Origin of the sequence: Enterobacter sp. YSU, assembly GCF_016082135.1 — a bacterium.
In the GTDB taxonomy this organism is placed as follows: Bacteria; Pseudomonadota; Gammaproteobacteria; order Enterobacterales; family Enterobacteriaceae; genus Enterobacter; species Enterobacter hormaechei_C.
In genome coordinates this window covers 4743898-4756685 of record NZ_CP059487.1, presented here as the reverse complement: position 1 = coordinate 4756685, position 12788 = coordinate 4743898, and the positions used below count along the sequence as shown (strand labels likewise).

Annotated in this window: 11 protein-coding genes; 5 read left to right on the top strand and 6 right to left on the bottom strand. The window is 56.2% G+C overall.

The annotated features are described in order from the left end of the window. Positions 1-77: 77 nt before the first annotated feature. Genes ssuB through ssuE form a run of 5 tightly spaced genes read right to left on the bottom strand, consistent with a single transcriptional unit; the run spans position 78 to position 4318 of the window. The gene (gene ssuB / locus H2Z33_RS22925) at positions 78-848 is read right to left on the bottom strand and encodes an aliphatic sulfonates ABC transporter ATP-binding protein (protein WP_063135280.1); all 771 of its coding nucleotides are present in this window, start codon (positions 846-848) and stop codon (positions 78-80) included. Further along, entirely contained in the window at positions 845-1636 is a 792-nt protein-coding gene (ssuC, locus tag H2Z33_RS22920; protein WP_063135279.1) for an aliphatic sulfonate ABC transporter permease SsuC, read from the bottom strand. The genes ssuB and ssuC overlap by 4 nt, the downstream gene beginning before the upstream one ends. Positions 1637-1645: 9 nt before the next feature. Beyond that, entirely contained in the window at positions 1646-2791 is a 1146-nt protein-coding gene (ssuD, locus tag H2Z33_RS22915) for an FMNH2-dependent alkanesulfonate monooxygenase (protein ID WP_063135278.1), read from the bottom strand. After that, positions 2788-3750 (bottom strand): sulfonate ABC transporter substrate-binding protein, encoded by a 963-nt coding sequence (locus H2Z33_RS22910; RefSeq protein ID WP_017693689.1) that lies wholly within the window; start codon positions 3748-3750, stop codon positions 2788-2790. The genes ssuD and H2Z33_RS22910 overlap by 4 nt, the downstream gene beginning before the upstream one ends. Next, positions 3743-4318: an NADPH-dependent FMN reductase gene (ssuE, locus tag H2Z33_RS22905; protein WP_003858180.1), complete on the bottom strand. Its 576-nt coding sequence runs from the start codon at positions 4316-4318 to the stop codon at positions 3743-3745. Before ssuE ends, H2Z33_RS22910 begins: the two co-directional genes overlap by 8 nt. Before the next feature lie 249 nt (positions 4319-4567). Here ssuE and pyrD point away from each other — a divergent pair, with 249 nt between their 5' ends. Then, on the top strand, positions 4568-5578 hold the full coding sequence (gene pyrD, locus H2Z33_RS22900) for a quinone-dependent dihydroorotate dehydrogenase (protein ID WP_015570907.1): 1011 nt from the start codon (positions 4568-4570) through the stop codon (positions 5576-5578). A gap of 166 nt (positions 5579-5744) precedes the next feature. Then, on the top strand, positions 5745-6287 hold the full coding sequence (zapC, locus tag H2Z33_RS22895; protein WP_015570906.1) for a cell division protein ZapC: 543 nt from the start codon (positions 5745-5747) through the stop codon (positions 6285-6287). Here the strand turns inward: zapC and H2Z33_RS22890 are convergent. Continuing rightward, a complete protein-coding gene (locus H2Z33_RS22890) occupies positions 6284-7393 on the bottom strand; it encodes a YcbX family protein (protein WP_063135277.1) in 1110 nt (369 codons plus the stop codon). The two genes, zapC and H2Z33_RS22890, sit on opposite strands and share 4 nt — an antisense overlap. 98 nt (positions 7394-7491) lie before the next feature. Here H2Z33_RS22890 and rlmKL point away from each other — a divergent pair, with 98 nt between their 5' ends. The 3 genes from rlmKL to pqiA are packed head-to-tail and all read left to right on the top strand — an operon-like array spanning position 7492 to position 12787. After that, positions 7492-9600, top strand: a complete 2109-nt coding sequence (rlmKL, locus tag H2Z33_RS22885) for a bifunctional 23S rRNA (guanine(2069)-N(7))-methyltransferase RlmK/23S rRNA (guanine(2445)-N(2))-methyltransferase RlmL (RefSeq protein ID WP_033487276.1) — start codon at positions 7492-7494, stop codon at positions 9598-9600. Positions 9601-9612: 12 nt separating this feature from the next. Then, positions 9613-11520 carry an ABC transporter ATP-binding protein gene (locus H2Z33_RS22880; RefSeq protein WP_023296269.1) on the top strand — a complete coding sequence of 636 codons (1908 nt, stop codon included), beginning with the start codon at positions 9613-9615 and terminating at the stop codon, positions 11518-11520. A gap of 13 nt (positions 11521-11533) precedes the next feature. Next, complete coding sequence (gene pqiA, locus H2Z33_RS22875; RefSeq protein ID WP_063135276.1) at positions 11534-12787, top strand: membrane integrity-associated transporter subunit PqiA; 1254 nt, start codon at positions 11534-11536, stop codon at positions 12785-12787. The last annotated feature ends 1 nt before the right edge of the window (position 12788 follow it).

The window sequence follows — 12788 nt, the reverse complement described above, 5'->3', positions numbered from 1 at the left end:
CGCTTACCGGGCCTACGTGGGGTCGCGGGGCATCGGTTTTCTCCCTCTCCCTGTGGGAGAGGGCCGGGGTGAGGGCATCAGGCATTAGCCTTTATCCGCTGAATCTCCGCTTCCCCACGTTTCATCACCCGATCCAGTACTTCGGCTTCCAGCTCCGCCAGTCTGGCCGATCCCACGCGGCGAGGACGTGGAATATCTACCGTCAGATCCAGACCAATTTTGCCCTCTTCTATTAACAGCACCCTGTCTGCCATTGCCACGGCTTCACTGACATCATGCGTCACCAGCAGTACCGTAAAGCCGTGCGTCTGCCAGAGGGTTTCTATCAGATCCTGCATCTCGATCCGCGTCAGGGCATCAAGCGCGCCGAGCGGTTCATCAAGCAGCAACAGGCCGGGACGGTGAATCAGCGCGCGAGCCAGCGCTACGCGCTGCTTTTGTCCACCCGACAGGGCCGCAGGCCACTCTCCCGCGCGATTCTCCAGCCCTACCGCAGCGAGTGCCTGCCGGGCGTCCTCCCGCCAGTTGCCCTTCAGGCCCAGCCCGACGTTATCCATCACCGTTTTCCACGGCAGCAGACGCGCGTCCTGAAACATCATGCGCGTATCATCCTGAATCGTGGCCAGCGGCGTAGTGCCTGCCAGAATGTCACCGCAGTTTGGCGCTTCCAGCCCGGCTAAAAGACGCAGCAGGGTACTCTTGCCGCCACCGCTGCGGCCGACAACGGCCACGAACTGTCCGGCAGGAATATGCAGATCCAGTGCATTCAGAATGGTGTTGTCGCCGTAGCGTTTGGTCACGCCGTTCAGCAGTAACGGTGTTCCCTGGTTCAGTCGTGCAGTATTCATGCTTTCGCCTCCTGAGTGGTGTAGGCCGGGTTCCAGCGCAGCCAGCTACGTTCCAGCCACTGGGCGCTGACGTCCGCAAGTTTGCCGAGCAGGGCATAAAGGATAATGGCAACCACCACCACGTCCGTTTGCAGGAACTCGCGGGCGTTCATCGCCAGATAACCAATGCCGGAGTTAGCCGAAATGGTTTCCGCCACGATCAGGGTTAGCCACATCAGGCCGAGCGCAAAACGCACCCCAACCATAATGGAGGGCAGGGCGCCCGGCAGGATCACATGGGTAAACAGGGCAAAACCTGACAGGCCATAGCTGCGGGCCATCTCCACCAGACCGCGATCGATATTACGGATCCCATGCCAGGTATTGATATAAATCGGGAATAACGTTCCCAGCGCCACGAGGAAAATTTTGGCGCTCTCATCAATGCCAAACCACAGGATAACCAGCGGAATAAGCGCCAGATGCGGCACGTTGCGCAGCATCTGAACGGAGGTATCCAGTAGCCGCTCACCCCAGCGTGACAGGCCGCTGATCAGCCCCAGCGTCAGGCCGATGCTTCCGCCAATCGAAAAGCCAATTACCGCGCGCCAGGAGCTGATGGCAAGATGTTGCCACAGCTCACCGCTGGCGCTTAGCGACCAGAACGCTTCCACAACGCCCTCCGGAGAGGGCAAAATGCGGCTCGACAGCCAGCCAGTTGAAGACGCCAGTTGCCAGACGAGGACAATGCCGACGGGCAGAAACCACGGCGCGGCGCGCAGCAGCCATTTTTGTGCGGTTGCAGACATGGTGGCTCCTTAGCTTTGCGCGACTTTTCTCGGGATAAACGCGTTCGCCACGGCTTCGCCCTGCAACTGAAGCTGACGTGGCTGCGGAATTGCCGGGATAGCGACATCCAGATGCGGGAACAGCAGTTCACCCACCTTGTACGCCTCCTCCAGATGTGGGTAGCCAGACAGGATAAAGCTGTCGATCCCCAGCGCCGCGTATTCATTAATGCGTGCCGCTACGGTTGGACCGTCGCCGACCAGTGCCGTGCCGGCACCGCCGCGCACCAGACCTACCCCGGCCCACAGGTTCGGGCTGATCTCAAGATTTTCACGCTTGCCGTTGTGCAGGGAAGCCATCCGATGCTGGCCCACGGAGTCGGTTTTGGCAAACGCCGCCTGTGCTTTAGCGATAGTGTCGTCGTCCAGATGAGCGATCAGACGGTCGGCGGCTTGCCAGGCCTCGTCGTTTGTTTCGCGGACGATCACGTGCAGGCGAATGCCGAAGCGTACCGTACGGCCATGTTTTGCGGCTTTAGCGCGTACCTGAGCAATTTTCTCTTTCACCAGCTCCGGTGGCTCGCCCCAGGTCAGATAGAGATCGACCTGCTCAGCCGCCAGCTCCTGCGCCACGTCCGACGATCCGCCGAAATAGAGGGGAGGGCGCGGCTGCTGTACCGGCGGGAAGTAGAGCTGTGCATCGCGAACGTGGATATGTTTCCCTTCGAAGGTGACGGTTTCCCCTTCCAGCAGACGTCGCCAGACGCGGGTGAACTCTGCGGAGGCTTCATAGCGCTCGGTATGATCGAGAAAGACGCCATCGCCCGCCAGCTCCTGCGGATCGCTGCCCGTCACCAGGTTGAACAGCGCACGGCCGTTGGAAAGCCTGTCCAGCGTTGCCGCCTGACGCGCCGCGACGGTGGGCGACACCACGCTCGGGCGCAAGGCTACCAGGAATTTCAGGCGCTGGGTGACGGGGATCATTGACGCGGCAACCAGCCACGCATCCTCACACGAGCGGCCCGTCGGGATCAGCACCCCGGTAAAACCGATGCGGTCTGCCGCCTGGGCGATCTGCTGTAGATAGCCGTGATCGACCGGGCGGGCGCCTTCTTCTGTGCCAAGATAGTGTCCATCACCGTGGGTGGGTAAAAACCAGAAAAGATTCAGACTCATGATTTTTTTCCTTCAATGCCAGCGGGTTGCCAGATGCGTTCGCGAATATTCACCTGCTTTGGAACCAGGCGGTTTTGATAAAAGAGGTCTGCCGTTTGCTGCTGGAGAGCGGCAACGTGGGCGTCAACCGGTGCTATGGTGGTGGGAGGACGGTGGTCAAGATAAGTGGCGATCACCGGTTCAGGCAGGCCCATGGTTTTTGCCAGCAGCGTGATGCTCTGCTGACGCTGGCTTTGGGTCAGCGCATCGGCCTGAGAGAAGGTATCCAGCACCTGCTGAATAAATGCGCCATTTTTCTCAGCGTAAGGACGTGCCGCCAGGTAGAACGAACCGGTCTGCTTCAGGGTGGTGCCGTCTTTCAGCACCCGCACACCGCCCTGCAACAGTGCGGCGGAGTAGTACGGATCCCAGATAGCCCAGGCATCAACATTTTTTTGCTGAAACGCCGCGCGCGCATCGGCAGGCGTCAGGTAAACGGGCTGGATATCGGTGAATTTAAGGCCGGCCTCCTGCAACGCGCGCAGCAGCAGGTTGTGCGAGCTTGAACCTTTCTGGAAAGCAACCTTATGGCCTTTGAGGTCGGCGACGCTTTTGATCTCGCTGTTTTCCGGCACCAAAATAACCTCTGCCTTCGGCTTAGCGGGCTCAACGCCAACGTAAACCAGATCCGCCCCGGCAGCCTGCGCAAAGATTGGCGGGATATCGCCGGTGCTGCCTAAATCAATACTCCCGACGTTCAGCGCCTCCAGCATCTGTGGTCCGGCAGGGAACTCGACCCATGAGAATTTGGTCTCCGGGAAACGCTTCTCAAGCAACGCATGGCTTTTCGCCAACACCATGCTGACGCTGCCTTTCTGATAACCGATACGCAGGCTCTCCGGCGCTTTCTCCGCCGCCTGAGCCAGCGACGCCACTGCCAGCAGACCTGCCAGCCCGATACGGGTAATTGTTTTAAACATGCGCCACTCCTTGTGATTGATGAAATGCTGCCGCGTGGCGATCCCGACGGTTCAGGGCGTGCCAGAAGGTTTCGAGCGCACTGTCGAGGCGGGTTTGCAGATTCGGCGTGAAATGGGGTTTATGCTGGTAGTCGATTACCTGTGAGTCGTCAGCGAAGACGCCATGCAGGATCTCCTGCGCTTTCAGCGCGTTCAGAACCGGCTTGAGGGCATAATCCACCGCCAGTAAATGAGCTACCGTACCGCCTGTGGCCAGCGGCAGGACAACCTTACCGTCCAGCGCGCGTTCGGGCAGCAGATCGAGCAGCGTTTTCAGTGCGCCGGAAAAAGAGGCTTTATAAATCGGTGTCGCGACGACCAGCCCGTCAGCACTCTTAAGTTGTTCGATCAGGGTTTTCAGCGCCGGGCTGTCGAAACGGGCGTAGAGCAGATCTTCAGGCGCGAAATTGTGCAAATTCCAGTGACACACTTCGACATCCAGAGCATTAAGCTTTTCGCGAGCGTATTCCAGCAGTGCGCTGGAGCGAGAGGGGAAGCGGGGGCTTCCGGCCAGGGTAATGACGCGCATGGTTGCTCCTTATAACTAATTGTTTGCTTTTATCTAACATTCATAACAATTTTCAGGAGTGTGACATTGCGTGGTTATTCCACTAAATGATTTATCCTCAGGATGAATGCAGAAAAATGCATAAGAAGCGAACCGATAAGTAAACGATTGCGTTTTACGTGGCTTTTTTTGCCACAGGTCAATTCCCTTTCCGGGCGGAATCGCACATAATCCCCTCCCGGTTTGCACACCGGGAATCCAGGAGAGTTCATGTACTACCCCTTCGTTCGTAAAGCCCTTTTCCAGCTCGATCCTGAGCGCGCTCATGAATTTACATTTCAGCAGTTACGCCGTATTACAGGAACGCCTCTGGCCGCGCTGGTGCGTCAAAACGTGCCGGAAAAACCAGTTCAGTGCATGGGCCTGACTTTCAAAAATCCACTGGGCCTGGCGGCCGGTCTGGACAAAAATGGCGAATGCATTGATGCACTCGGTGCGATGGGCTTTGGCTCGATCGAAATCGGGACGGTGACGCCGCGTCCGCAGCCGGGAAATGACAAGCCACGTCTGTTTCGCCTGGTTGAAGCCGAGGGGCTGATCAACCGCATGGGCTTTAATAACCTTGGCGTCGATCATCTGGTTGAGAACGTTAAGAAAGCCCATTTTGATGGCGTGCTGGGTATTAATATTGGCAAAAATAAAGACACGCCGGTCGAGCAGGGTAAAGATGACTATCTGATTTGTATGGAAAAAGTCTATGCCTATGCCGGTTATATTGCGGTGAATATATCTTCGCCTAACACCCCAGGGCTGCGTTCATTACAATATGGCGAAGCGCTCGACGATCTTCTTAGCGCCATTAAAAATAAACAAACGGCGCTACAGGCGATCCACCATAAATATGTTCCGGTCGCGGTTAAGATCGCCCCGGATCTTTCGGCAGAAGAATTGATCCAGGTTGCCGACAGTTTAGTTCGCCATAATATTGATGGTGTGATTGCAACCAATACAACACTCGATCGCTCTCTCGTTCAGGGAATGAAAAACTGTGACGAAGCGGGTGGATTAAGTGGCCGTCCGGTACAATTAAAAAGCACCGAAATTATTCGCGCACTCTCCGCAGAATTAAAAGGTCAGCTGCCGATTATTGGCGTGGGTGGCATTGACTCTGTCATCGCTGCACGTGAGAAGATGGCGGCAGGTGCATCGCTGGTGCAAATTTATTCCGGCTTTATTTTTAAAGGGCCGCCGCTGATTAAAGAAATCGTCACGCATATCTAATCTTTTCTCTTAATCAGACAACCAGGGCTTTATTTCCAGCCCTGGTTGTTTTATATTCCGTCATTGTTGCTTATTTAAACATTATAGTCTTTTATTACTAGTGTTATAAGCGAAGCGGCAAATAGGACATTTTTAGTACAGGACGTTTAGGGGACGGGAGAGAAACATGCGAATTAAACCTGACGATAACTGGCGCTGGTATTTTTGTGACGAGCATGACCGTATGATGCTCGACTTAGCCAATGGCATGTTGTTTCGCTCTCGTTTTGCGCGCCGAATGTTAACGCCAGACGCGTTTGCTCCCTCAGGCTTTTGCGTTGACGACGCTGCACTCTATTTCTCTTTTGAAGAAAAATGCCGCGAGTTCGATCTCTCCAAAGAACAGCGCGCTGAACTGGTACTAAATGCGCTGGTAGCGATCCGTTTCCTGAAACCGCAAATGCCGAAAAGCTGGCATTTTCTCGCCCACGGCATGTGCTGGACCCCGGCTATCGGCGATGCGGCGAGCGTCAATCTGAGCGATACCGAAGAAGAGGTGAATTTGCTGGTGGTTGAACCCGGTGAAAACGCTGCGCTCTGTTTGCTGGCCCAACCCGGCGTGACCATTGCCGGGCGAGTTATGCAGTTAGGTGATGCCATCAAAGTGATGAATGACAGGCTGAAGCCACAGCTGCGCGTTGATTCCTTCAGCCTTGAACAGGCAGTTTAAGCTTCCAGCTGTACGGATGTTTTCGGGACACAGCTACAGCACAGGATCGTGCCGTCACTGCCAATCGCAGATTTCTTCAGGGCACTTACTTCACCATCGACCAGTTTAATGCGACAGCATCCGCAAATCCCCGCGCGACAGGAATACGGTACGCGGATACCTGCCTGTTCCAGCTGTTCCAGTAGCACCTGCTGATTGTTACCACGGATAACCTTGCCTTCCCAGTGAATATCCACCGCGGAAGCGATGTTGGTGACAACGTCAACCATCTCTTCTTCCTGACCTGCGCCGTACACCCTGGCAGGCCCGCGGGTGAGAATTTCGACCTCGTCGCCCACGCGGATCACGCCGCTGGAGCGGGGGATCAGGTTCTGGCCGAAGTCGACATCGCCGTTATCCTGCGCGGTACGAAATGACTGCAAGGTTTTCAGCGGTTCGCCGGAAGGGTGTTTCTGACCTTTCTCCGGGCTGACGGTGGTAAAAATACAGCGGCTGCACGGCTTCACGACATCAAAAATAACGCTGCCGATGCGGATCACTTTCCAGGTATCTTCATCCCAGGCATTCGCTCCGGTCACCACCAGATTCGGGCGAAACTGCTCCATCTGCACGCTGGCTTTGCAACGATTTTGTAAATCACGCAGCGAGGCCTCGCTGGTCAGCAGGAAGGGAAAACCATCCGCGAAGGAGAGAGGAACCGCATCGTGGCGCTTCACGCGACGGGTCAGCGCAGGCCCAACCCAGCGCAGCTGAACGTCACGGGAGAAAAAGCCGCTCAGCCACTGGTTAATGTTATCCGGCGCGATACGCGCGGTAAAATGATTGCCCCACACTTCCGTTGGCGCATCAAGCGGCGCAAAATCAGCAAAGCGGATCACGACGCTTGAACCGTCCGGCGCAGTCAAATGCAGCCCGTCATGAAGCGGGGAAGGGGTAAAGCGAACCATCTGCGGGAACTGACGTGCGGTGATAAACGTACCGTCAGGCTCGGTGACCATAAAAATACGATCGAAGGCGAATCCGCTCATATCGGCCAGCGCGTGAGAGACGCCGATGCCGCGCATGGATTTCACCGGATGAATAAAAAGCCTGGATAACGTCGCCACTGCACACTCCCGCTAAAGAAAATAAGCCTTCAACTTTATGACATACACGCCATATTAGCTATAATGCGCGACAATTTTCTTTGAGTAAAAGTGACGATATGAATTCTCTGTTTGCCAGTACGGCCCGTGGGCTGGAAGAGCTGTTAAAAACTGAACTGGAAGCCCTGGGCGCGAAAGAGTGCCGGGTGGTTCAGGGTGGTGTCCATTTTGAGGGCGACACGCGGCTTATTTACCAGAGCCTGATGTGGAGCCGTCTGGCGTCGCGCATCATGCTGCCGATGAAAGAGTGCAAGGTCTACAGCGATCTTGATCTCTACACCGGCGTACAGATGATCGACTGGACAGAGATCTTCACCCCGGACGCTACCTTTGCGGTGCATTTCAACGGCGTCAACGATGAGATCCGCAACAGCCAGTATGGTGCCCTGCGCGTTAAGGATGCCATTGTGGACTGCTTCACGCGTCGCAATAAAGAACGTCCGAACGTTGACCGTGAAAACCCGGATCTGCGTATCAACGTCTGGCTGAACGGCGATACGGCCAGTATTTCCCTGGATCTGAGTGGAGCAGGCCTGCATCTGCGCGGCTATCGCGATCGCACCGGGATGGCGCCGATCAAAGAAACGCTGGCTGCCGCTATCGTGATGCGCTCCGGATGGCAGCCAGGTACGCCGCTGCTCGATCCGATGTGCGGTTCCGGTACGCTGCTGATTGAAGCCGCGATGCTGGCCACCGACCGTGCGCCAGGGCTGCACCGCGGCCACTGGGGCTTCAAAGGCTGGGCGCAGCACGATGAAGCCATCTGGAAAGAGGTCAAAGACGATGCGCAGACCCGCGCCCGTAAAGGGCTGGCGGAGTACACCTCTCACTTTTACGGTTCGGACAGCGACGCACGGGTGATTGAACGCGCGCGCAGCAACGCCCGTCGTGCCGGTATCGGCGAGCTGGTGACCTTCGAGGTGAAGGACGTGGCGAATCTGACCAATCCTCTGCCAAAAGGCCCGTACGGTACGGTGATCAGCAACCCGCCGTATGGTGAGCGTCTGGACAGCGAGCCGGCGCTGATTGCACTGCACAGCCTGCTGGGCCGCAACATGAAAGCGCATTTCGGCGGCTGGGACCTCTCCCTGTTTAGCGCCTCGCCGGAGCTGCTGAGCTGCCTGCAATTGCGTGCCGATCGCCAGTTCAAAGCGAAAAACGGCCCGCTGGACTGCGTGCAGAAAAACTACCATCTGGCAGAGGTAGCGGCGGATAGCAAACCGTCAGGCGTGGCGGAAGATTACGCCAACCGCCTGCGCAAAAACCTGAAGAAATTTGAAAAGTGGGCGAAGCAAGAAGGCATCGAATGTTATCGCCTGTACGACGCTGACCTGCCCGAGTACAACGTGGCGGTTGACCGCTATGCGGACTGGGTGGTGGTTCAGGAATACGCCCCGCCGAAAACTATCGATGCGCAAAAAGCGCGTCAGCGTATGCTGGATGTGATTGCGGCCACCATCGCCGTTCTCGGCATTTCGCCAAACAAGCTGGTGCTGAAAACCCGTGAGCGTCAGAAAGGTAAAAATCAGTATCAGAAGATGGGCGAGAAAGGCGACTTCCTCGAAGTGGGCGAATATAACGCGCGCCTGTGGGTTAACCTGACCGACTACCTTGATACCGGCCTGTTCCTCGATCACCGTATCGCCCGCCGCATGCTGGGCCAGATGAGCAAGGGGAAAGACTTCCTGAACCTGTTCTCCTATACCGGCAGCGCCAGCGTTCATGCGGGGCTTGGCGGCGCGCGTAGCACCACCACGGTAGATATGTCCCGGACTTATCTGGAGTGGGCAGAGCGCAACCTGCGTCTTAACGGCTTAACCGGCCGTCAGCATCGCCTGTTACAGGCCGACGTGCTGGGCTGGCTGCGCGATACCGACGAGCAGTTTGACCTGATCTTTATCGATCCGCCGACCTTCTCTAACTCCAAGCGTATGGAGGATAGCTTTGATGTTCAACGCGATCACCTGCGCCTGATGACCGACCTGAAGCGTCTGCTGCGTAAAGGCGGCACCATTATGTTCTCGAATAACAAGCGCGGATTCCGCATGGATCACGACGGCCTGGCCGAATTGGGACTGAAAGCACAAGAAATCAGCCAAAAAACGCTGTCTCAGGACTTTGCCCGTAACCGTCAAATCCACAACTGCTGGCTGATCTCCGCGGTCTGAAAGGAAAAATAAATGTCTTTAATTAGTATGCACGGCGCGTGGCTCTCTTTCAGCGACTCACCGCTTCTCGATAATGCAGAGCTGCATATCGAAGATAACGAGCGCGTCTGTCTGGTGGGCCGTAACGGCGCAGGTAAATCGACGCTAATGAAAATCCTCAACCGTGAGCAGGGGCTGGATGACGGCCGTATTGTTTACGAGCAGGATCTGATCGTCTCTCGTCTGCAACAGGATCCGCCGCGTAACGTCACCGGCAGCGTGTACGATTTTGTGGCCGAAGGGATTTCAGAGCAGGCGGAATACCTCAAGCGTTATCACGAGATTTCGCATCTGGTGATGACGGACCCGAGCGACAAGAATCTCAACGAGCTGGCAAAAGTGCAGGAGATGCTCGATCACCACGGCCTGTGGCAGCTGGAAAACCGCATTAACGAAGTGCTGGCCCAGCTTGGCCTGGAAGCGGATATGGAGCTGTCGGCGCTCTCCGGCGGCTGGCTGCGTAAAGCGGCGCTGGGTCGTGCCCTGGTGAGCGGGCCTAAGGTGCTGCTGCTGGACGAACCGACGAACCACCTGGATATCGAAGCGATTGACTGGCTGGAAGGGTTCCTGAAAACCTTTAACGGCACCATTATCTTCATCTCCCACGACCGTTCGTTCATCCGCAACATGGCCACGCGCATTGTCGATCTCGATCGCGGCAAGCTGGTGACCTATCCGGGCGATTACGATACCTATCTGCTGGAGAAAGAAGAAAACCTGCGCGTGGAAGAGCTGCAAAATGCCGAGTTCGACCGCAAGCTGGCCCAGGAAGAGGTATGGATCCGTCAGGGCATTAAAGCGCGTCGTACCCGTAACGAAGGCCGCGTTCGCGCCCTGAAGGCGATGCGCCGCGAACGTAGCGAACGCCGCGAAGTCATGGGTAGCGCCAAAATGCAGGTGGAAGAGGCGTCCCGCTCGGGCAAGATTGTCTTCGAAATGGAGAACGTGAATTATTCGGTTGACGGCAAAGTGCTGGTGAACGATTTCTCCGCTCAGGTTCAGCGCGGCGACAAAATTGCGCTGATCGGCCCGAACGGGTGCGGTAAAACCACACTGCTGAAACTGATGCTCGGTCAGCTCCAGGCCGACAGCGGTCGTATCCACTGCGGTACCAAACTGGAAGTGGCGTACTTCGACCAGCACCGCGCCGAGCTGGATCCAGACCGTACGGTGATGGATAACCTCGCCGAGGGTAAACAGGAGGTCATGGTTAATGGCAAGCCGCGTCACGTGCTGGGCTACCTTCAGGACTTCCTGTTCCACCCGAAACGCGCTATGACGCCGGTGCGCGCGCTGTCCGGGGGAGAACGTAACCGTCTTTTGCTGGCGCGTCTGTTCCTGAAACCCAGTAACTTATTGATTCTCGATGAACCGACTAACGATCTGGATGTCGAAACGCTGGAACTGCTGGAAGAGTTGATTGATGGTTATCAGGGAACCGTGATGCTGGTCAGCCACGATCGTCAGTTTGTCGATAACACCGTGACCGAGTGCTGGATCTTCGAAGGCAAAGGACGCATCGGGCAATATGTGGGCGGCTATCATGACGCGCGTGGACAGCAATCGCAGTCGCTGGCGCAAAAACAGGCGAAGACCAAAAATGTCGCTGAACCTGTTGTTGCAAAGGCAGAAACTGTCAAAAAGTCTCCTGCTAAAATGAGTTATAACTTGCAGCGCGAGCTGGAAGGGCTGCCGCAGCGTCTGGAAGAGCTGGAAGCTGCACTGGAAGCACTGCAAATCCAGGTCGCTGATGCGTCATTCTTTACGCAGCCTCACGACTATACTCAGAAAGTATTGGCTGAACTCTCCCAGGCTGAACAGGCGCTGGAAGAGGCATTTGAGCGCTGGGAGTACCTTGAGTCTCTGAAAAACGGCGCATAAACAGGGATAATCTATGTGTGACCAGCACCATGCCGATCGGCATATATTATGCTCGCAATGCGATATGCTCGTGGCGTTGCCAGAGCTTGGTCACGGACATAAGGCTGCCTGCCCGCGCTGCGGCGCTACGCTGACGACCGAGTGGGACGCGCCAAGGCAGCGTCCTACGGCTTATGCGCTGGCAGCCTTATTCATGTTACTGCTCTCCAATCTCTTCCCTTTCATCTATATGAAAGTGGGCGGGATGACCAGCCAGGTGGATTTACTGGAAATACCAGGCGTGATGTTCTCGGAAGATTACGCCAGCCTTGGCACCTTCTTTCTTCTTTTCGTGCAGATCGTCCCGGCTTTTTGCCTGGTCGTCATTCTGCTGCTGGTCAACCGCGTCAGGATGCCCACTGTCCTTAAAATCAAACTCGCGCGGATCCTGTTCCAGTTGAAAAGCTGGGGGATGGCGGAAATTTTTCTCGCGGGTATCCTGGTCAGTTTCGTGAAGCTGATGGCCTACGGCGATGTGGGGATTGGCAGCAGCTTTATTCCGTGGTGTCTGTACTGCGTGCTACAACTGCGCGCGTTCCAGTGCGTGGACCGACGCTGGGCCTGGGACGATATTGCCCCGGCGCCTACGCTCTCGCAGACGGTAAAGGTGGGCGTACCGGGTATCCGTCAGGGGCTTCGCTCCTGCTCGTGCTGCACCGCCGTGCTGCCCGCAGATGTCGAGGTGTGCCCGCGCTGTGAAACAAAAGGTCACGTCCGGCGTAAAAATAGCCTGCAATGGACCATGGCGCTGCTGGTGACCTCTGTCATGCTCTATCTGCCCGCCAATATCTTGCCGATCATGATCACCGATCTGCTCGGCGACAGAATGCCCTCGACCATACTGGCCGGGGTGATTTTGCTGTGGAGCGAGGGGTCATACCCTGTGGCAGGCGTCATATTCCTCGCCAGTATTATGGTTCCGACCTTAAAGATGATTGCCATTGCCTGGCTTTGCTGGGATGCAAAAGGGCACGGTAAGCGAGACAGCGAGCGTATGCATATGATTTATGAGGTCGTGGAATTTGTTGGCCGCTGGTCGATGATTGACGTGTTCGTGATTGCAGTTCTCTCAGCGCTGGTGCGTATGGGGGGGCTGATGAGTATTTATCCCGCTATGGGGGCGCTGATGTTTGCGTTGGTCGTCATTATGACCATGTTTGCGGCCATGACCTTCGACCCTCGTTTATCGTGGGATCGTGAGCCCGATTCAAGCCATGAGGAAGAGTAAG